This window comes from Pseudomonas paeninsulae, assembly GCF_035621475.1.
GTDB lineage: Bacteria > Pseudomonadota > Gammaproteobacteria > Pseudomonadales > Pseudomonadaceae > Aquipseudomonas > Aquipseudomonas paeninsulae.
This window is the reverse complement of the sequence record NZ_CP141799.1, coordinates 95577-116231: the sequence shown is the minus strand read 5'-3', so window position 1 is coordinate 116231 and position 20655 is coordinate 95577. Positions and strand designations below refer to the sequence as shown.

At 62.9% G+C, this 20655-nt stretch carries 17 protein-coding genes and 1 pseudogene; 5 read left to right on the top strand and 13 right to left on the bottom strand.

What is annotated here, in order from left to right; all coding sequences use genetic code 11:
• Positions 1–166 precede the first annotated feature (166 nt).
• The 3 genes from VCJ09_RS00545 to VCJ09_RS00535 all read right to left on the bottom strand — a co-directional run bounded on the left by VCJ09_RS00545 (position 167) and on the right by VCJ09_RS00535 (position 3374).
• A complete protein-coding gene (locus tag VCJ09_RS00545; RefSeq protein ID WP_324732693.1) occupies positions 167–1702 on the bottom strand; it encodes a nucleobase:cation symporter-2 family protein in 1536 nt (511 codons plus the stop codon).
• A gap of 302 nt (positions 1703–2004) precedes the next feature.
• On the bottom strand, positions 2005–2784 hold the full coding sequence (locus VCJ09_RS00540; RefSeq protein ID WP_324732692.1) for an N-acetylmuramoyl-L-alanine amidase: 780 nt from the start codon (positions 2782–2784) through the stop codon (positions 2005–2007).
• Positions 2781–3374 (bottom strand): MarC family protein, encoded by a 594-nt coding sequence (locus VCJ09_RS00535; RefSeq protein WP_324732691.1) that lies wholly within the window; start codon positions 3372–3374, stop codon positions 2781–2783. The genes VCJ09_RS00540 and VCJ09_RS00535 overlap by 4 nt, the downstream gene beginning before the upstream one ends.
• 122 nt (positions 3375–3496) lie before the next feature.
• Here VCJ09_RS00535 and VCJ09_RS00530 point away from each other — a divergent pair, with 122 nt between their 5' ends.
• Complete coding sequence (locus tag VCJ09_RS00530) at positions 3497–4915, top strand: DASH family cryptochrome (protein WP_324732690.1); 1419 nt, start codon at positions 3497–3499, stop codon at positions 4913–4915.
• 209 nt (positions 4916–5124) lie between these two features.
• Here the strand turns inward: VCJ09_RS00530 and VCJ09_RS00525 are convergent, their stop codons facing one another.
• The 5 genes from VCJ09_RS00525 to VCJ09_RS00505 all read right to left on the bottom strand — a co-directional run bounded on the left by VCJ09_RS00525 (position 5125) and on the right by VCJ09_RS00505 (position 9675).
• On the bottom strand, positions 5125–7041 hold the full coding sequence (locus tag VCJ09_RS00525; RefSeq protein WP_324732688.1) for a diguanylate cyclase: 1917 nt from the start codon (positions 7039–7041) through the stop codon (positions 5125–5127).
• Positions 7038–7919 carry an endonuclease/exonuclease/phosphatase family protein gene (locus tag VCJ09_RS00520; RefSeq protein ID WP_324732687.1) on the bottom strand — a complete coding sequence of 294 codons (882 nt, stop codon included), beginning with the start codon at positions 7917–7919 and terminating at the stop codon, positions 7038–7040. Before VCJ09_RS00520 ends, VCJ09_RS00525 begins: the two co-directional genes overlap by 4 nt.
• Before the next feature lie 22 nt (positions 7920–7941).
• Complete coding sequence (locus tag VCJ09_RS00515) at positions 7942–8568, bottom strand: thiol:disulfide interchange protein DsbA/DsbL (RefSeq protein WP_324732686.1); 627 nt, start codon at positions 8566–8568, stop codon at positions 7942–7944.
• A 164-nt stretch (positions 8569–8732) separates the two neighbouring features.
• On the bottom strand, positions 8733–9338 hold the full coding sequence (locus VCJ09_RS00510; RefSeq protein WP_324732685.1) for a c-type cytochrome: 606 nt from the start codon (positions 9336–9338) through the stop codon (positions 8733–8735).
• Positions 9339–9384: 46 nt separating this feature from the next.
• Positions 9385–9675: a c-type cytochrome gene (locus VCJ09_RS00505; RefSeq protein ID WP_079204171.1), complete on the bottom strand. Its 291-nt coding sequence runs from the start codon at positions 9673–9675 to the stop codon at positions 9385–9387.
• A 248-nt stretch (positions 9676–9923) separates the two neighbouring features.
• Between VCJ09_RS00505 and yihA the strand changes: the two genes are divergently transcribed.
• On the top strand, positions 9924–10574 hold the full coding sequence (gene yihA, locus VCJ09_RS00500) for a ribosome biogenesis GTP-binding protein YihA/YsxC (RefSeq protein ID WP_324732684.1): 651 nt from the start codon (positions 9924–9926) through the stop codon (positions 10572–10574).
• Between the two features lie 317 nt (positions 10575–10891).
• Here yihA and polA read toward each other — a convergent pair whose 3' ends face one another.
• A complete protein-coding gene (polA, locus tag VCJ09_RS00495) occupies positions 10892–13705 on the bottom strand; it encodes a DNA polymerase I (protein ID WP_324732683.1) in 2814 nt (937 codons plus the stop codon).
• Between the two features lie 74 nt (positions 13706–13779).
• Here polA and VCJ09_RS00490 point away from each other — a divergent pair, with 74 nt between their 5' ends.
• Both VCJ09_RS00490 and VCJ09_RS00485 read left to right on the top strand, forming a co-directional pair.
• Positions 13780–14064 carry a DUF2782 domain-containing protein gene (locus VCJ09_RS00490; protein WP_324732682.1) on the top strand — a complete coding sequence of 95 codons (285 nt, stop codon included), beginning with the start codon at positions 13780–13782 and terminating at the stop codon, positions 14062–14064.
• A 15-nt stretch (positions 14065–14079) separates the two neighbouring features.
• Complete coding sequence (locus VCJ09_RS00485; protein ID WP_324732681.1) at positions 14080–15030, top strand: homoserine kinase; 951 nt, start codon at positions 14080–14082, stop codon at positions 15028–15030.
• Positions 15031–15069: 39 nt separating this feature from the next.
• On the opposite strand, the gene VCJ09_RS00480 is transcribed toward VCJ09_RS00485, so the two are convergent.
• The 4 genes and pseudogenes from VCJ09_RS00480 to VCJ09_RS00465 all read right to left on the bottom strand — a co-directional run bounded on the left by VCJ09_RS00480 (position 15070) and on the right by VCJ09_RS00465 (position 19254).
• Complete coding sequence (locus VCJ09_RS00480; protein ID WP_324732680.1) at positions 15070–15768, bottom strand: TSCPD domain-containing protein; 699 nt, start codon at positions 15766–15768, stop codon at positions 15070–15072.
• A 63-nt stretch (positions 15769–15831) separates the two neighbouring features.
• Positions 15832–17982, bottom strand: coding sequence for an adenosylcobalamin-dependent ribonucleoside-diphosphate reductase (locus tag VCJ09_RS00475; RefSeq protein WP_324732679.1), 2151 nt, complete (start codon positions 17980–17982; stop codon positions 15832–15834).
• A gap of 100 nt (positions 17983–18082) precedes the next feature.
• Positions 18083–18331: pseudogene (locus VCJ09_RS00470) on the bottom strand (zinc ABC transporter substrate-binding protein); the annotation flags it as partial.
• A gap of 134 nt (positions 18332–18465) precedes the next feature.
• Positions 18466–19254, bottom strand: coding sequence for a class I SAM-dependent methyltransferase (locus VCJ09_RS00465; protein WP_324732678.1), 789 nt, complete (start codon positions 19252–19254; stop codon positions 18466–18468).
• Between the two features lie 288 nt (positions 19255–19542).
• Here VCJ09_RS00465 and VCJ09_RS00460 point away from each other — a divergent pair, with 288 nt between their 5' ends.
• Complete coding sequence (locus VCJ09_RS00460) at positions 19543–20613, top strand: methyltransferase (protein ID WP_324732677.1); 1071 nt, start codon at positions 19543–19545, stop codon at positions 20611–20613.
• Positions 20614–20655 lie beyond the last annotated feature (42 nt).

Here is a 20655-nt window from a genome sequence, read left to right as displayed (position 1 = left end):
TTACTACTGGCATCAGCCTGCCCAGGCGGATGCCAGAGCCTGGTACAGGAGCCAGATGGATGCCCGCCATCATCCCCAGTCACGACCAATCGGCCACCGTTGTCGAGACGATGCTGGGCGCTTGGCGACGGGCTTGAAGCTGGCGCTGACGCTTATTAGCGCCGGCCTAGCTGTCGGCGGCCGCTGCCACTGTCGACGCTTGCCCGCCGCCTGACCTGCTCGCCGGAGCACTTGCCACCACCAGCGGGACCTCCCGACCCTCAGCGTCGAATAACTTACCGCCCTTGAAGTAGTCACCATCGTTCAACGCGGCGACATCCTGGTAGCGCAAGGTGCGTTCGCTGGCCGCGGCGAAGACCGATTGCTGGTCCGAGTTACCGGCCTTGAAGTGGTTGAACGCCAGGTTCAGCAGGATCGCCATGATCGCCGCCGAGCTGATGCCGGAGTGGAAGATGGTTTCGAACCAGGCCGGGAATTGGTGGTAGAAGGTCGGCGCGGCGATGGGAATCATGCCGAAGCCGATTGAGGTCGCCACGACGATCAGATTCATATTGTTGCGGTAGTCGACCTTGGACAAGGTGCGGATGCCGCTGGCGGCCACCGTACCGAACAGCACGATGCCAGCCCCCCCCAATACCGAGGTAGGGACTGCGGCAACCAGACGGCCCATGACCGGCAGCAAACCCAAGGTCACCAGAATCAGGCCACTGGTGGCCACCACGTAGCGGCTCTTGACCCCGGTGACGGCTACCAGGCCGACATTCTGGGCGAACGCGCTCTGGGTGAATGAGCCGAAGATCGGCGCGAACATACTGGAGATCATGTCGGCGCGCAGGCCATTGCCCAGGCGCTTGGAATCCACTTTGGTCTCGATGATGTCACCGACCGCGAGGATGTCCGCCGAGGTTTCCACCAGGGTAACGATGATCACGATCAGCATCGAAATGATCGCCGCAACCTGGAAGGTCGGCATGCCGAAATGGAATGGAGCCGGGAAAGCCAGGATCGGCCCTTCGCCAACCCTGGAAAAATCCGCCATACCCAGCGCCACCGCAACCAGGGTACCGATCACCATGGCCAGCAGGATCGACAGGCGTGAGATGCTGGCGCTGCCGAGCTTGCTCAGGAGCAGCACGGTGGCAAGGGTCAGCGCCGCAAGGCCGATATTGGCCATGCTGCCGAAATCCTCGGCGCGGCTGTTGCCGCCCATCGCCCAACGCGCCGCCACCGGCATCAGGGTGAGGCCGATGATGGTGATGACGATGCCATTGACCAGCGGCGGAAAGAACTGAGTAATCCGCGAGAATATCGGGGTGATCAGCAGGCCAATGAAGGCCGCCGCAATCACCGCACCGAGCACTACGGGTATGCCACCCGCGCCGTCACTACCGATGATCGCGATCATGGTCGCCACACCCGCGAAGGAAACGCCCTGCACCAGCGGTAACTGGCAGCCAAAGAACGGCAGGCCGATGGTTTGCAACAGCGTCGCCAGGCCACCGGCGAATAGCGAGGCGGCGATCAGCAGGCCGATATCCGCTGGCGACAAGCCCGCGGCCTGACCAACGATCAGTGGCACGGCAACGATACCGCCATACATGGTCAGCACATGCTGCAAGCCATAGGCAAGGTTGGCACCGATGCCAAGATTTTCGTCTTCCGGGCGCGGCGCAGGAGACGGCGTAACAGGTGAAGTCGTCATGCTGGGGTACTCGCTGTTATTCTTGTATGCGGATTGTAGACAGCTATGTCGATAAACATCCTATTCTTTGTATACAATTTTTGTCCAGCAGTACCTGCCCGCAACTTTCGCAACACCCGGGAGAATCGATGCATGGCGGTCGCAGGCTGTGGCGCTGCGCGCGCGAGCTTATGCCGCCGGGCAAGCAGCCGCCGACCGGCCGCGGCCCAGGCACGCAAACGCAAGAGGGAGAGGGAGAGGGAGAGGGGAGGAGTACTAACGGACAGCGGATGGCTGAGCACTGACCACGAGCGGTGATCGAGCTAGCGTGTAGGGCGCCCCAAAACCAGCAGCAGCGCCGCCGTCTCGGCATCCGGCTCACCGTCGTAGCGCGCCGGGCGGTACTTCATCTGGAAGGCTGCCAGCACATTGCGCGTGGCCTCATCCAGCTCGCCATGCTCGGGCACCAGATAGCCCTGGCGCTGCAGCTGCTGCTGAAACCAGGCCACCGTGGGCAGGCTCTGGCTGAACTCTGCCTGTTGCTGCGCCACGGCGTGGGCATCCGGCCAGGGCAGCAGACCGGCATCGGCCAGGCGTTTCCAGGGGAACAGCGGCCCCGGATCGACCTTGCGCTGCGGCGCCACGTCACTGTGGGCGAGGATGCTGCCCGGCGCCAGCTGGTGGCGCTGCATGATGTCCTTGAGCAATTCGACCAGCGCCTCGATCTGCGCCGGGGCAAAGGGTTGCCATTGACGCCCGTTGGGCCCGTCGGAATAACCACGGTTAACCAGCTCGATGCCGATCGTGCTGGCATTGAGCCAGGTACGCCCCTGCCACTGGCTTTCCCCGGCGTGCCAGGCACGGCGGTTTTCATCGACCAGGCGGTAGATGATCGCCGGCGTATCACCGATCAGGTAATGGCTACTGACCTCCTCCTCGGTCAACAGACGCAACGAGTTCGACAGATTGGTCGAGGTGTAATGCAGGACGATGTACTGCACCCGGCTGTTCTGGCCGATCGCCGTGTAACGACTGTCGATGCGCGGACCGCTGGCACAACCGGCGAGCAGGCAAAGCAACAGGGCAAGGCAAAGGATTCTCATGGGCTGATATGCAACACGCTTTGCAGGTTATCCAGCAGCATGTCGACGCTGAGCATGATCAACAGCATACCCATCAGTCGCTCCACTGCGGTCAGCCCGCGAGGGCCGAGGAAACGCTGCAGGAACGAGGCCTGCAACAAGATAAAGGCGGTCGCCGCCCACGCCAGGATGACGGCCAGGTAGAGCTCCCAGAGCGGCCCTTCGTGGGTATTGCGCAGGGTCATCAATACCGCCAGGGCCGAGGGCCCGGCTACCGCCGGGGTGGCCAGCGGCACCAACATCGGCTCGCCATCCGGCACATCGCCGAGCACGCCCTGCGGGCCGGGAAAGATCAGGCGCATGGCAATCACGAACAGGATGATACCGCCGGCAATCGCGGTTGCCTCGCGCGACAAACCCAGGGCGCTGAGTACTTTGTCACCAAAGGTAAGGAACAGCAGGAGGAAGGCCAGAGCACAGAGCAACTCGCGCCCCGCCACCCACAGCCGGCGCTTGGGCGCGACGTTCTTCAGCGCGGCGATAAAAATGGCGATATTGCCGAACGGGTCGGTCACCAGAAAGATCAACACCGCGATCCCGAAAATATCCATGCAGCACTCCTCGACAGGTCACGACAGTCTAATGTTGTAGTAGGCGTGAGTCTGTCGGCAAAACGCCTTCGTGAGGCTAATCGGCGGCAAGCGCACCTTCGCCGATGCTTGAGGAACCCACCATGCGCGCACTGCTGTGGTTCAAACAGGATCTGCGTCTCGACGATCACCCGGCCTTGCAGGCCGGACTGAGTGCCGAGTGCCTGCTGCCGGTGTTCGTCTTCGATCCGGCGCAGTTGCAGACCTGCGCCCTCGGCACCCGCCGGCTCGGCGTGCACCGTGCGCGCTTTCTCCTGGAGAGCCTGATGGTGCTGGATGGCGCGCTGCGCCAGCGTGGTTCGCACTTACTGGTTCTGCCGGGTACGCCAGAGCAGGTGCTCCCCCGACTGGTCAGCCAGCTCGGCCTGGATCAGGTGCTGACCCTGGAAGAAATCGCCCCGGACGAACGCGCGCAACTCGCCCGTGTGCAGGGCGCGCTTGCCGGCGTCGCGCTGCAGCAAGTACCTGGCAACAATCTGCTGCACGCCGAGGAACTGCCCTGTCCAGCCGAACAGCTGCCGCCGGTATTTAGCCAGTTCAAGAACCTGGTCGAGGAACGCCTGCACGTGTTCCAGCCCCGCCCCCCGCCGCAGTTTCTGCCGCCCTTACCGGACGGCGCGCAGGCGCTGCTGCAAGTGCTGCCAAGCCTGTCTCGGCTGGGCCTGGGCGAGCCGCTCAGCGTGCCGGCCAGCGCCTTCCCCTTCTCCGGCGGAGAAACCGCGGCCCAGGCTCGCCTGCGCGATTACCTGTGGAACAGCCAGGGGGTGCGCCACTACAAGGACACGCGCAACGGCATGATCGGCAGTGAGTACTCGTCGAAACTCTCCCCCTGGCTGGCCAACGGCAGCCTCTCGGCGCGGCGGGTGGTGGCCGAATTACGCCGGCATGAGGCGCAATACGGGGGCAACGACTCAACCTATTGCTTGTGGCTGCAGCTGCTCTGGCGCGATTTCTTTCGCTGGACCCTGGTTCGTCACGGCAGCGCACTATTCAAGGCGGGCGATTTGAAAGCCACGGAGCACGCCCCGCAACGCCTCGATCGAGGCTTCGACCGCTGGTGCCAGGGCCGTACCGGCATGCCGCTGGTGGACGCCAATATGCGCGAACTGGCCGATACCGGTTTCATGTCCAACCGTGGTCGGCAAGTCGTCGCCAGTTACCTGATCAACGACTTGCAACAGGATTGGCGATACGGCGCCGCCTGGTTCGAGGAACACCTGATCGACTACGACCCGGCGAGCAACTGGGGCAATTGGGCCTACCTGGCCGGCGTCAGCTGCGACCCGCGGCAGCAGCGGCCCTTCAACGCCCTGCGCCAGGCCCGCCACTTCGATCCGGACGCCAGCTATGTCAGCCTCTGGCTGCCGGAACTGCGCCATCTGCCGCCGCATTTACGCCACACGCCGTTTCTGCTCTCGCAACTGCAGCTGGACGCGCTCAACTACCCGCGCCTGGAACAGATTCCCGAAACCTGGCGACCTTATCTGCCCAGGGCAGCCTGAGGCCATCCGACCCCTCCTGCGACTAATGTCGCGACCCAGCTCAAGCCGCGATTAAACGGCCTCTCGGAGGCCGGCTTAGGCGCACGCGGGGTGATCCAGCAAGACCCGTTGCGTCGTGACCCATCATCGGTGCAACGCGGCCAGTATCGCGGCAATGCGCTTGATGTGGCGCGCCACGATGGCGGTGCCTGAGCGCGCAGATACCTTGCTCAGCCGGCCTCGACACAGTTCCGGCCGCCGCGCTTGGCCCGGTACAGCGCCTGGTCGGCGCGCTCGAATACCTGTTCGCTGCGCTCACCGCTGACGAAGGCACTGATCCCGGCGGACAGAGTGATGGTCACCCGCTCGCCCCTGAAGTGGAACGGGCAGGCTTCGATGCCGGCACGCAGGGTTTCCAAGAGCTGCAGACCACCGGCCAAGGGGTTCGCCGGAATCAGCAGGGCGAACTCTTCACCGCCGAAGCGGGCGATGAAGTCAGTCTTGCGCAGGCGCTTGTGCAGTTCGCCGGCGATGATTTTCAGCACCTTGTCGCCGGCCAGGTGGCCGTACTCGTCGTTGATCCGCTTGAAGTGGTCGATATCGATCACCGCCATCAGCAATTCGCCGCCATAGCGCTGCCAGCGTGCCAACTCCAGATCCAGGCGCTCGTTCCAGGCCGCGCGATTGGGCAGGCCGGTAAGCGGATCGAGCAAGGCTTTCTGCCGCTGCTCTTCCAGGTGCTGACGAAAGCCCTTGGCTTCCTGCTCCATGTTCGCCACTCGCTCGACCAGGGTTTGCAGGCGCCCGGCCACTAGCTGCTCGCGCTCGTCACGCTGACGCTGGTATTGCTCCATGGTGCCCAGCAAGCCGTCCAAGCGGTTTTCCACCAATTCCTTGAGACTCGGCAAATCCGTTGCCTGCTGCACGCTGCTGTGCAATCCGTCGACCTGCTGGCGCAGCTCGCTGTCCAGCTCACGTGCGGCATTGACCGAATCGGCGTAACCATCGTGGGCGTCTTGCAAACCGCCCTGAAAGGTCGCCAGGCGTTCATTGAGCTGCTTGAGGTAACCCTCGAACTCGCGCTGCCCGACATCGGCAATGGCCAGCATCAGCACGGCCAGATCTTCCAGCACCGGCACCAGCTCATATAGGTTCAAGCCAGCCAGAATGCGCTCGCGCAGCAGATCGGCCTGGTCCTGGTGGCGCTCCGGCAAGGCCAATTCGTCCAACAGACCGAGCAGAGTTGCCTCGACATGGCTGGCGATGGCGCTGTACCCAGGTTCTGGCGGCGATGGCAGGGCGAACTCGGGATCCGCCTCGGGGGGCTTATCAGCGGGGCCAGTCTCTTGTGCCTGCGCCGCCGGAGGTAACAGGCCGGCAGGTAGTGGCAGGCTGTCGAGCCTACTCGCCAGCAGGGTCGAGGCTGGCGCGTGAACAGCGCTCGGCTCGGCCTGGCTGGCGGCAACCAGCGTGGGTTCGACCACGGGGCGGGCGGACACCGGCGCCGGCAAGGACGCGACTGTCGATGGCATTAACGCCGACTGCAGCGGCATCTGCTGGGCCACAGACAGCGACGCCGGCACAGGCACGAATTCGGACGCGGCTGGCAGGTCACTGGCCGTCACGGCGCGGCCGGCGAACAGCCGCTGGAGCAAGCTCGGACGCTCGACCTGTTCGTGCCCCAGGACTGCCAGCGCCTGTTGCTGCAGGGTACTCAACTCGGCCAGCAACAGCGGCAACTCGCGTACCTGCTCGGCACGGCTATCGAGCTGCTTGGCGTAGTCTTTCAGCGGCCTGCGCACTTCGCGCGGCAGATCCAGTTCGAGCAGCTGGTCAACCAAGGCAACCAGCGCGCTGGAAACCTGCGCGACTCGTTGCTGGCGCCGCTGCTCGGAATCCAGAACGGCTTTTTCCAGACGCGGGATCAACCCAGCAAGGCCCGCATCCATGTCATCACGGCGCAGGATTTCACGCAGATCCTGCATGCACTGATCGACTGCTTTATCGGCGCCCTCGGCCGCCAGGCTGCTGCGCACCAGGCCACGCCGCAGCAGGTCGACCCGGGCATCCCAGCGCCGCTCGAGGACTTCCTGCTGCTCGAGGCTGGCCAGGTACTTGTCTTTCCAGCGCTGAACGTCGTTGTTCATTGCGATTTTTCGCCAGCGGACAGGTTAAGTGCAGGCAGCTGCGAGCTGCCCAGTGCTTGGGGCAGGCGAATTTCCACGGCCACGGGCAGATGATCGGAGATCGGCAGAGCCAGTACCTCAAACCGCTCCAGCGCCAGGCCAGGGCTGAGCAGGATATGGTCGAGGCAGCGCTGTGGCCGCCAACTGGGAAAGGTCGCTTCGATCTGTGGCGCCACCAGGCCGAGGTTGCGCAAGGGCGAGTTCAGCAGCAGGTCGCTGGCGTGGGTATTCATGTCGCCCATCAGGATCTGGTGCCGGTAGCCGCCAATCAATTCGCGGATATAGCTCAACTGCCGGGTGCGGGTACGCGCCCCGAGCGACAGGTGCATCATCACCACGACAATCGCGTCCTCGCCTTCGCCAATGCGTAATAGCATCGCACCGCGGCCCGGCGGGCCAGGTAGCGGGTGATCCTCCAACAGGCTGGGGCGCAGCCGGCTGAGCACGCCGTTGCTGTGCTGGGCCAGGCGGCCAAGATTGCGATTGAGCTGCTGGTACCAGTAGGGAAAGGCGCCGAGGCGGGCCAGGTGTTCGACCTGGTTGACGTAGCCGGAACGCAGGCTGCCACCATCGACTTCCTGCAGGGCAACCAGGTCGTAATCGGCGAGCAGAGTGCCGATGCGCTGCAGATTGCCGGCACGACCGTTGTTGGGCAGCAGGTGCTGCCAGCTGCGCGTCAGGTAGTGATGGTAACGCTGGGTGGTGATGCCGACCTGGATATTGAAGCTGAGCAGCCGCAGGAGCCCGCCGCAGGGCCAATCGACGGCAGCAGTGCACTGCGAGTTGACCTGCGGATCACACAGGCCAACTTGGCGGCTGCTCGTCCAACGACGCAGCATGCTCGGCGCTCGTGGCGGCCGCCTACTGCGCGGCGCGCTCTTTGTCGATCAGGAAATCGGCCACTTGCAGAGCCTGCTCGGCACCGCCTGCGCTGCCGATGTCGAAACGGTACTTGCCGTTGACGACCATCGTCGGCACACCGCTGATCTGGTAGGCCATGCCCAGTTTCTTGGCCTTTTCCATCTGGCTCTTCACGCCGAAGGAATTGTAGGTCTTGAGAAAGGCGTCTTTGTCGACCCCTTGGGTGGCGAGGTACTCGGCCATTTCTTCTGCCGTTGCCAGCTTCTTGCCTTGCTTGTGAATAGCGTCGAATACGGCGGCATGCACCGCAGGCTCCACCTTCAGCGCTTGCAGGGTGATGAAGCCCTGACCATGCACGTTCCACAGGCCACCGAACAAGGCCGGAACGCGCACGAAATTGACGTCGTCTGGCAACTGCTCGACCCACGGGTTGATGGTCGACTCGAACTGATAGCAATGCCCACAGCCGTACCAGAACAACTCGACCACCTCGATCTGCCCGGGCTTGGATACCTGCACAGGGCTGGCGAGTTCGACATAGTTCTTGCCGGCTTCGGGTTCCGCCTGAACAGCCAGCGCGAACAAGCTGCTGATGGCCAGGGCGGCGCCGAGGATCAGTTTACGCATGGGGGTACTCCTTGCTTGGTTGTTAAGCGTCGCCCAGCGACGAGTCGGTAGTCAGACCCTGTGCGACGGGCCAGGTTCCAGCCATTGTAGCGGGCTGACAAATGAAAAAGGGTGGCCGCAGCCACCCTTTTCGTTGCGGGTTCTTACGTCCCGCGCTGTTAGGCTCAGTGCAGGCCCTGGATGAAGCTGGAGACCGCCTCGATATCCTTGTTGCTCAGCTTGGCGGCGATGCCGCGCATGATCATGTTGTCGCCGTCGTTGGTGCGATTGCCTTCACGGAAATCGGTCAACTGCTTGGCCACATAGGCAGCATGCTGGCCACCGATTTGCGGGAAGCCGGCAGCGTCGAGACCCGCACCATCGGGCGAGTGGCAACCGGTGCAGGCTGGCATGCCTTCGTTCAACTTGCCGCCACGGAACAGCGCTTCGCCGCGGGCGACCAGTTTCGGGTCGGCTGCGCCAACGCTCATCGTCTGGCTGGAATAGTAGGCGGCGATATCGGCCAGATCCTCATCGCTGAGGTTATTCAGCAGGCCGGTCATTTCCACGACCTGGCGCTCGCCGGACTTGATGTCGTTAAGCTGCTTGAGCAGGTAGCGCTCGCCTTGACCGGCCAGCTTGGGGAAATTCGGTGCAGCACTGTTGCCATCGGCACCGTGGCAAGCGCCACACACGACAACTTTGCCCTGACCTGCAGCTGCATCCCCGGCGGCCTGGGCCAAACCGGTGATGCCTAGGGTCAACAGCAGACTCACGAGTATTTTGTTCATCAGCTAATCCAATTACGGCTAAGGGAAAAAGAGTTATGGGCCGGATTTACTCGGTCATCCACTGTATGACGGCTTGGTAATCCTCGGCGCTGCAGTCCATGCACAAACCACGCGGCGGCATCGCATTAAAACCATTGGTGACGCTGGTGACCAGCATCTCCATGCCTTTAGCCAAACGTGGCTCCCAGGCAGCTGTGTCGCCTTTTTTCGGTGCCATTGGCAATTGCCCATTGTGGCATGCCCCGCAAGCGCGGTTGAACACCGTTTGTGGATCCTGGGCAGCCTGGCTGTTGTAGGAAAACACCAACACAGCAGCGGCAAGCAGCATTTTAGTCATCAGATCTGACTCATCAGGGAAGGCAATGCACCGCCCTCTATGGACACCAAGGTCTAATTCGTCCCCGCAATACTCATCCAGCGGATGGGACAAAGCGCACACAAAATTTGCGGCATTATATACTGGCACCACTGAAACGGAAACGACGCCGCTTGCCGCGCCGCGTAGCGCCCGGCAGGATGTGCGCAAATGTCGCAAGGGCTGCGCACCTGCAATTTCTATTATGCCCGCCCTCACCGGATACCCTGATGCAAGCTAAGAACCCCATTATCGGCCTGTGCCAACAAGCCACCTTCCAGATCAGCGCCGCCAAAGTCGACCAATGTCCGGACGATCTGGGCTACGAAGTGGCCTTTGCCGGCCGCTCCAACGCCGGCAAGTCCAGCGCGCTGAACACCCTGACCCACGCCAGTCTGGCGCGCACCTCGAAAACTCCGGGGCGCACTCAACTGCTGAACTTCTTCCGCCTGGACGATGAGCGGCGCCTGGTCGATCTGCCCGGTTACGGCTACGCCAAAGTTCCCATCCCGCTGAAGCTGCACTGGCAAAAGCACCTGGAAGCTTATCTGGGCAGCCGCGAGTGCCTGCGCGGGCTGATGTTGATGATGGATATCCGCAAGCCGCTGACCGAGTTCGACATTTTGATGCTGGATTGGTCGACAGCCAGCGAGATGCCCATGCACATTCTTCTGACCAAGGCCGACAAGCTGGCTTTCGGTGCGGCCAAGACGACGCTGCTCAAGGTGCAGCAGGATATCCGCCAGCGCTGGGGTGACCGGGTGAGCATCCAGTTGTTTTCCGCACCCAAGCGTATGGGCATCGAAGACGCCCAGGCGGTGCTGGCTGAATGGCTGCAATTGGGTGAGTTCGCGCTGAGCGAGCCGGAAACTGAAGACTGAATCAGCGGCCGAGTACTTTTCTGCGGACAAAAAAAACCCCGAGCCTCATATGGGGAGAGAGAAGCTCGGGGTCTAAGGTCTGAACCGCTAGGGCGGGGTTCAGATATCTGCCAACACTTAACACAACAAGGAGCATTGAAAGGCTTTCTGGGCCATTCGTAAGTTCTGACTACTGGTGCAAACGCAAAGTTCAGTGGCGTCTTAGAATCTATTGGGCATAAAGCATCTGCACTTGATGCTTTCCGGTTTGAAAAGTCGGCAACCCAGGCAGTGGCCGCCCCCATCCGCTGCCTGATTCACCCGGCCAAACCGCCGTTTTAGTGCGCCTCGTCCCAGTTATCGCCCACGCCCACTTCCACCAGCAGCGGCACATCCAGTTCGGCGGCGCCGCTCATCAGTTGCTTGATCTGCTCGCGCACCTGCTCGATCAGGTCTTCGCGCACCTCCAGCACCAGTTCGTCGTGCACCTGCAAGATCACCTTGGCATCCAGCCCTGACTCGCTCAGCCAGTTGTCCACCGCGATCATCGCGCGCTTGATGATATCCGCGGCGGTGCCCTGCATCGGCGCGTTGATCGCGGTGCGTTCGGCGCCCTTGCGCAGGCCCTGGTTCTTCGCGTTGATTTCCGGCAGGTACAGGCGACGGCCGAACAGGGTCTCGACATAGCCCTGCTCGGCAGCCTGTGCGCGGGTGCGCTCCATATAGGCGAGCACGCCGGGGTAACGGGCGAAGTAGACGTCGATATAGGCCTGGGCCTGCTTACGGTCGCAACCAATCTGCTTGGCCAGGCCGAAGGCGCTCATGCCATAGATCAGGCCGAAGTTGATCGCCTTGGCGCTACGCCGCTGGTCGCTGCTGACCTCATCCAGGGGAACGCCGAACACCTCGGCCGCGGTGGCCTTGTGCACATCGCGGCCATGGCGGAAGGCGTCCAGCAAGCTCTCGTCCTTGGCCAGGTGGGCCATGATGCGCAGCTCGATCTGCGAGTAGTCCGCCGCCAGCAGCTTGTAGCCCTTGGGCGCGATGAAGGCCTGGCGAATGCGTCGACCCTCGGCGCTGCGGATCGGAATGTTCTGCAGGTTGGGGTCGGTGGACGACAGTCGTCCGGTGGCCGCCACCGCCTGATGGTAGCTGGTGTGGATGCGCCCGGTGCGCGGGTTGATCTGCTCCGGCAGGCGGTCGGTGTAGGTGCTCTTGAGCTTGCTTAAGGAGCGGTACTGCATCAGCACCTTGGGCAGTTCGTAGTCTTGCTCGGCCAGCTCGGCGAGCACCGCCTCGGCCGTGGAAGCCTGGCCCTTGGCGGTCTTGCTGATGATTGGCAGGCCGAGTTTCTCGTAGAGAATCACCCCGAGCTGCTTGGGCGAGGACAGATTGAATTCCTCACCGGCGATGTCGAAGGCCTGGCGCTCCAGCGCCACCAGCTTGTCGCCCAGCTCGACGCTGTGTTCGCCGAGCAGCTTGGCGTCGACCAGCGCCCCCTGGCGCTCGATCCGCGCCAGCACCGGCACCAGCGGTATCTCGATCTCGCGCAAGACCTTGGCCAGGCTCGGTTCGGCTTCGAGCTTGGCCCACAAGGTCTGGTGCAGGCGCAGGGTCACATCGGCGTCTTCCGCCGCATAAGGCCCGGCCAGTTCCAGGGCGATCTGGTCGAAGGTCAGCTGCTTGGCGCCTTTGCCGGCGATGTCCTCGAAACGGATGGTGCTGTGGTCGAGGTACTTCTGCGCCAGGCTGTCCATGTCATGGCGGGTGGCCGTGGAGTCGAGCACATAGGACTCGAGCATGGTGTCGAAGGCCACGCCCTGTACTTCGATCGGCGTCGAGGCATTGGCGAGGATATTGATGTCGTACTTGGCGTGCTGGCCGACCTTGGCCTTGTGCGGGTCTTCGAGAATCGGCTTGAGCGCGGCCAGCACCTGATCCCGATCGAGCTGCGCCGGTACGCCCATATAGGAGTGGGCCAGCGGAATATAGGCGGCCTCGCCAGCCGTGACCGCAAACGACAAGCCCACCAGCTGCGCCTTCTGTGCATCGAGGCCAGTGGTTTCGCTGTCGAAGGCGATCAGCTCGGCTTCGTTGAGTTTCTCCAGCCAGCGATCGAACTGCGCCTGGTCGAGAATCGTCTGGTAGCCCGTCGAGGCGGGGATCACGACGGCCGGCTCGGCTTGCGGCGCAGCGCTGGCGACCAGGTCAAACAGCTCATCGGCAGCTGGCGCGACGCTGCCGAGCTTGGCGCTTTTGGCAACCTGGCCCTTGTTCTGGCGCAACAACTCATCGCGCCAGCTCTTGAATTCCAGCTCGTCGTACAGCTCGAGCAACGCGGGCACATCGGCGGGGCCAGGATGCAGCGCGTCGATTGCCAGGTTCAAGGGCACGTCCAGCTTGATGGTCGCCAGCTCGTAGGACAGGTACGCCATGTCGCGGTGCTCGGTGAGCTTGGCCGCCAGGGTCTTGGCCCCGCGAATCGGCAGCCCGGCCACCTGATCGAGGTTGGCGTAGATCACGTCGAGACCGCCACCGATACCGACCAGCAGGCCTTGTGCGGTTTTCTCGCCGACCCCCGGTACTCCCGGAATGTTGTCGACCTTGTCGCCCATCAGCGCCAGGTAGTCGATGATCAGTTCAGGACCGACACCGAATTTCGCTTTCACGCCATCGATGTCATAGATGCTACCGGTCATGGTATTGACCAGCGTAACGTGCGGGCAGACCAGCTGGGCCATGTCCTTGTCGCCGGTGGAAATCACCACGTCACGGCCTTCGCCGGCGCACTGGCGGGCCAGCGTACCGATCACATCATCGGCTTCGACGTTATCGACACACAGCAGCGGGAAGCCTTGCGCCCTGACGCTGGCGTGCAACGGCTCGACCTGCACGCGCAGATCATCGGGCATCGACGGCCGGTTGGCCTTGTACTCGGCGTACAGCGCATCGCGGAAGGTTCCGCCCTTGGCATCGAAAACCACGGCGAAGGGGCTGTCGGGGTACTGCTTGCGCAGGCTCTTGAGCATGTTCAATACGCCCTTCACCGCACCGGTGGGCAAGCCCTTGGAGGTGGTCAGCGGCGGCAGGGCATGGAAGGCGCGGTACAGGTACGAAGAACCGTCGACCAGGACGAGAGGAGCTTGGCTCATGAGCAGGATCAACCTTTTCGGCGGGGGCGGCGTTAGAATGACCGCACCATTGAAAACAAAGGGACAAGGTTACCATGCGCACACTCAATCGCTTGTTGCTGGCCAGCCTGTTGGCAGTCACTTCGCTCGCGGCATTTGCCGATGATGCGCCCTCGGCCGAGCCGGATGTAACCATCCGCCAGGAAGGCGATCGCACCGTTAAGGAATACCGGGTCAATGGTTTCCTCTATGCAATCAAAATCACCCCCAAGACCGGCAAGCCCTACTTTCTGGTGCGCGCCGACGGCAGTGACGGCAACTTCGTCCGTTCGGATTCTCCGGACATGCTGATTCCGTCCTGGGAAATCTTCAAATGGTAAGTCGGCGGTTCTGATATGTCGGTATTCACCCCCTTAGAGCGTCACGAACTGGAAGCCTTTCTCGCACCTTATGGCCTGGGTCGCCTGCGCGACTTCCAGGGCATCGTCGCGGGCAGCGAGAACAGCAACTTCTTCGTCAGCCTGGAGCAGGGCGAATTCGTCCTGACTCTGATCGAACGCGGCCCCAGCGCCGACCTGCCGTTCTTTATCGAACTGCTCGATGTGCTGCATGCGGCCGGCCTGCCGGTGCCCTATGCCCTGCGCACCGAGAGCGGCGAAGCGCTGCGCAGCCTGGCAGAGAAACCGGCGTTGCTGCAGCCGCGCCTGCCGGGCAAGCACGTCAACCTGGCCAACCCGCACCACTGCCAGGAAGTCGGCGGCCTGCTCGCGCATATTCACCTGGCCACCCGCGCCCATGTGCTGGAACGGCAGAGTGATCGTGGCCTGGACTGGATGCTCGAAGAGGGGCCGAGCCTGGCGCTGAGACTGCCGGAGACGCAATTGCCGTTGCTGCGCGATGCCCTGGCGGAGATTCATGCGCTCAAGCCACGCATCCTCGCCTTGCCGCGGGCCAACCTGCACGCCGACCTGTTCCGCGACAACGTGTTGTTCGACGGTAATCACCTGGCCGGGGTGATCGACTTCTATAACGCCTGCGCCGGGCCGATGCTCTACGACCTGGCAATCGCCCTGAATGACTGGTGCTCGGACGCCGATGGCAGTCTCGATGCGCACCGCGCCCAGGCCCTGCTCGGCGCCTATGCCGCCCTGCGTCCCTTCACCCCGGCCGAGGCCGAACTGTGGCCGGCCATGCTGCGCATCGCCTGCGTGCGCTTCTGGCTGTCGCGGCTGATCGCCGCCGACTCCTTCGCCGGCCAGGAAGTGTTGATCCATGATCCGGGCGAGTTCCAGCACCGTCTGCTGCAGCGCCAACGGGTCGAGGTGGCGCTGCCGTTCGCCCTGTAACGGCGGCGCGCGGGTGTGGGCAGCGGCGTTACCCGGCGACTAGCCGCATTTGGAGTGGCCGCAGTTGAGGCAGGTCGCGCAGCCGTCCATCTGCACCACTGCCTGGGTATTGCACTTGCCACACAGCTGCGCACCGGCCGGGAAGCCGTCGCCCGGCTCCAGCGTCACGGCACCCAGGCTGGCCTCGTAGGCGGCGCGCTTCTCGGCCAGGTACTGGCGCTGGGTTTCGTCCAGTGCCTGCCCCTCAAGCATGCCGATGGCGATCAGGTGGCGCTCCAGCACTACACCGATCTCGGCGACTATGGAGGGCATGTACACCCCGCCCTTCTTCAGGTAGCCGCCGCGCGGATCGAACACCGCCTTCAGCTCCTCGACCAGGAAGGTGCAGCCGCCGCCCTTGCGGAACACCGCGGACATGATTCGGGTGAGCGCGACGATCCATTGGAAATGATCCATGTTCTTCGAGTTGATGAATATCTCGAACGGCCGGCGCTGCTCGTGGGGCGTGCCGGCATTGAGCACGATGTCGTTGACGGTGACATAGAGCGCGTGCTCGAACAGCGGCGACTTAATCTTGTAGGTGATGCCAATCAGGGTCTCCGGACGCTGCAGGCTTTCGTGCATTTCCACCACGCTGCTCTTGCTGGCCTTGTCGGGGGTGGTGCTGGCGGCGGAGCGTTCGAGGGCCTCGTCGACTACTTTGAAACCCGTGATACGCTGGCTGATCTTGACGGTCATGGTGCAATCTCTCCTGTCGGGCAGCGGCGGCGGCCCGAGTCTTGAACGGTGGCGGCGCCCGGCTCAGTACTTGCCGTAGTAGCCTTCTTTGAGTGCGTCGAACAGGTTGGCGGCGGAGTTCACCTCGCCATCGTATTCGACCTCCTGGTTACCCTTGAGCTCGACCGCGCTGCCGTCCTCAAGGACGAAGCGGTAGAGGGTCTTCTCCAGGTCGGCTTCCTTGACCAGTACGCCCTGGAAGGCCGCCGGGTTGAAGCGGAAGGTGGTGCAGCCCTTGAGGCCCTGGAGCCAGGCGTAACGGTAGATGTCCTTGAACGCCTCGAAGGGGTAGTCGGTCGGCACATTGGCGGTTTTCGAGATCGACGAGTCGACCCATTTTTGCGCCGCAGCCTGGATATCCACATGCTGGGTTGGGCTGACGTCGTCGGCGGTGATGAAGTAGTCCGGCAGCTGCTCGCCCGGCTCGATCGAACCCGGTGTGGCCCGCTGATTGATCAGGGTGCGGTAGGCCAGCAGCTCGTAGCTGAACACCTCGATCTTCTCCTTGGCCTTGCGCCCAGGACGGATCAGATTGCGCGAGTAGTGGTGGGCGAAGCTCGGCTCGATACCGTTGGAGGCGTTGTTGGCCAGGCTCAGGCTGATGGTGCCGGTGGGGGCAATCGAGCTGTGGTGGGTAAAGCGCGCGCCCCGCGCGGCCAGATCTTCGATCAGTTGCGGGGCGAATTCCGCCAGTTTCTGCATGTAGCGCGAATACTTGGCGTGCAGCACGCGACCGGGAATCTGGTCGCCAACCTTGTAGCCATCCGTCTTCATCTCCGGGCGCTTGCGCAACATCTCGGCGGTGACCTTGAAGTCTTCCACCAGCAGCGGTGCAGGGCCTTTCTCCCTGGACAGCTCGAGCGCCTCTTCCCAGCCGACCAACGCCATTTCGCGGGCGACTTCTTCGGTGAACACACAGGATTCCGGGCTGCCGTAGCGCAGCTTGAGCAGGGTCAGGGTCGAGCCGAGGCCGAGGAAGCCCATGCCATGCCGGCGCTTGTGTTCGATCTCGTGCCGCTGCTGCTCCAGCGGCAGGCCGTTGATCTCCACCACGTTGTCCAGCATGCGGGTGAAAATACGCACGACTTGGCGGTACTTGTCCCAGTCGAAGCGCGCCTCGACACCGAACGGGTCGATCACGAAGCAGGTCAGATTGATCGAGCCCAGCAGGCACGAGCCATAGGGCGGCAGCGGCTGCTCGCCGCAGGGGTTGGTGGCGCGGATCGCCTCGCACCACCAGTTGTTGTTCAGCTGGTTGACCCGGTCGATGAGGATAAAGCCCGGCTCGGCGTAATCGTAAGTGGAGACCATGATCATGTCCCACAGATGCCGCGCCTTGACCCGGCCGTAGATACGGCAGGCGACCAGGCCGTCCTCGCGGACGATATAGCCGTCGTGCACCGGCCATTCGCGCCAGAGCACCTGCTCCGGATCGTCCAGCTCCAGCTCGGCCTTTTCCTTGTGGTGCAGTGGGAAAATCAGCGGCCACTCGCCGTCGTTCTCCACCGCCTGCATGAACTCGTCGGTGATCAACAGGCTGAGGTTGAACTGACGCAGCCGGCCGTCCTCGCGCTTGGCGCGGATGAATTCGCGCACATCGGGATGGCCGATGTCGAAGGTGCCCATCTGTGCGCCGCGACGACCGCCGGCGGAGCTGACGGTGAAACACATCTTGTCGAAGATATCCATGAACGACAGCGGCCCGCTGGTATGCGCGCCGGCACCCGAAACGAAGGAGCCCCGCGGACGCAGGGTGCTGAACTCATAGCCGATGCCGCAGCCGGCCTTGAGCGTCAACCCTGCCTCGTGAACCTTGCCAAGGATGTCGTCCATCGAATCGGTGATGGAGCCGGAGACCGTGCAGTTGATGGTCGAGGTGGCCGGCTTGTAGTCCTGCGCGCCGGCGTTGGAGATGATCCGCCCGGCGGGAATCGCGCCGTTGCGCAGAGCCCAGAGAAATTGCTGATACCAGTGCTCGCGTCCTTCTTGCGGCTCGACATCCGCCAGCGCCCGGGCGACACGCTGCCAGGTGTCGTCGACGCTGTCGTCGACCGGCGTGCCGTCCTTGCGGGTGAGACGGTATTTCTGTGCCCAGATATCCTCGGAGGCCGCCTGCAAAGCGATACCGGAAATGTTGTCAATACCTGCCGCGATGGATCCGCTCGTCTTCGCCATGCCCTGCGTATCCTCGTGTCGATACTAAGAAATCAAAGCACTACAGGATAAACAAACTTACGCCGTACACCTTAACCTGCGTCAATTAGTGCACTACGAGTTACCGCGATTTCAGGCAACCAGCCGGTTGCGCGCCGAGGTTATCCAGCAAGGCCGCATAGCCATCGCCATCCACTGCCAGGGTGACGCCCAGGGTATCCAGTTCAGCCAGAGTCGCGGACAGTCCGGCGCTCAGGGCTTCGGCCAGGCGCGGGCGCCTCGCCGGCTCGCTGAGTACGCAGCTCGGGCCGGCCTGCTCCAGGCGGGTGCGCATGGCCGCGACCTGGCGGGCGCCCGGTTGCACTTCCCCTGGCAGCCTGTCGGGCTTGAACTCATCAATGGGCGGGGGCGGGGTGAATCGCTACGGCTTTCGTAGACACATTCGCGCTTACTCTTTTGGCCATTTTCGGCCTGAGCCACCAGTAGCTTCACGCCCCGAGGAAGTCATTCCCGCCAAGCCGGCGCACCCACATTGGTTGCGCCACTGTGCAGGGGATTCTCTGCGCACATCGGGCTGGGCGCCCTGAAATTGCAGGTCAGGTAGCGATTGCTGAAGCCGTAGCGCAGCATCGAGCGCAGACGTAGCAGCAGGTAGAAGGGGTGCTTGCGGTAATACTGCAGCACGGCGTTGCCCACCCCTTCGGAGCGGTGCTGCTTGATCGGACGTTTGACAAACAAGCCTTTGAATTGCCACCACTGGATCTGCTCGAACTGCTGATCCGGGCGTAGGCCATGGGCGCGGAACAGGGTGAAAAACGAGGATTTGCTGAAGTCATGCAAGTGGTGCGGGTTGCCGTCCAGGGTCGGGGTGATCGGCACCGAGGCGATCACCTGGCCATGCTCGGCCAACAGCGCGGCATAGTTGGCGACCAGTTGCTGCGGGTTTGGCAGGTGCTCGATGGTTTCCAGGCTGACGATGCTGTCGAAGCGCTGCTCGGCGCTGAAGCTCTGGGCATCGGCGCAGCGGTAGCTGAGGTTGGGCAGGCGGTAGTGCGCCTCGGCATAGGCAATGGCCGCCGGGTCGATGTCCACCCCCACTAGAATCTTGTCCGGGTGCAGCTCGGCCAGCAAGGCGGTGCCGTAGCCGCTACCACAGGCCATGTCGAGGATGCGCTCGCCGCTCAGGCAGGCAGCGGCAAAACGATAGCGCTGCAGATGAATGTTCAGGGTGTTCTGGTCGTCGACATTGTTCTGGTCGAGTTGCTTGGGGTAAATGCGTTCAATGGTCAGCATGCAGGCCTTCCCTGGTGAGCCAGCGGTGGCGTCGATAACGCCGGACTATAGGGCAGTGCCGCGCGTTTAAACAGGCGCGCAGCCCAAGAGCGTGCCGGGTTGGTGAGTTGGACTGAAACTGTCAGCAATCAATGCGCACGCAGGCATGATCGGGCAGGCTCTGGCGAGAATGTGCTGATAAAAAGCCCTATTGCAGCGAACTACCTTGAAGAGCCCGCCTATTCACGCGGTCAGAATGACCAGACCCTGGTGATTCTCTGTGTTCCACGCCCAACAACCGGAGTGACCATGACGAAGTGGTACCAGCACGACCCTCTTTCCGCCCTGCAGGCCAAGGAAGAAGCACAGCGACTGGCGTTTGCGCCAATCGCTTTTCAAACCGCACTGAGCTTGCGTGACCTGGGCATTCTCGAGGTGCTCGACCAGGCTGGCGATAGCGGTTTGCCTTCGGGCGTGATCGCCGAGCGTAGCGGCGTCAGCGAATACGGGGTCAAGGTGCTGTTGGACATGGCCCTCAGTGCACGCATCGTCACCGAGGACGGGCCCTGTTATCGGCTGGCGCGGCTGGGCCACTTCCTCCTGCACGACGGCATGACCCGCACCAATATGGATTTCACCGCCGACGTCTGTTACCGCGCCATGAGCCATCTGACCGAGGCCATCCGCACGGGCCGGCCGGCGGGACTGAAAGAATTCGGCGACTGGCCGACGCTGTACCAGGGCCTCTCGCGCATCCCGGAAAAGGCCCGGCAAAGCTGGCTGAGCTTCGATCATTACTACAGCGACAGAGCCTTCCCCGAACTGCTGCAGCGGGTGCTGGCCGAGCGCCCGCAACGCCTGGTGGACATCGGTGGCAACACCGGCAAGTGGGCCTTGCAGTGCTGCAAGCATGACCCCGATGTGCAGGTCACCCTGGTCGACTTGCCGGGACAGCTGGACATGGCCCTGAGTAACATCCATGTCGCCGGTTTTGCCGGGCGCGTGCAGGGCCATCCGATGAACATCCTCGACCCTGGGCAGAGCCTGCCGCAGGATGCCGATATCTGGTGGATGAGCCAGTTCCTCGACTGCTTCGCGCCCATGGAAATCCTCGCCATCCTGCGCCGTGTGCGCGCCGCCATGCGCGCCGACGCCAAGGTCTACATCCTGGAAATGTTCTGCGACCGTCAGCAATTCGAAGCGGCCACCTACAGCCTGAATGCCACCTCGCTGTATTTCACCTGCCTGGCCAACGGCAACAGCCGCTTCTACCGCAGCGACGACTTTATCGCCATCGTGCGCGAAGCCGGTTTTGTGCTGGTCGAGGATATCGACGATATCGGCCTTGGCCATACGCTGCTGCGTTTGCAGGCGGGCTGAGGAGCGATAAGAGGCAGAGCTGGGGCATGGCTGTCGTGGTTG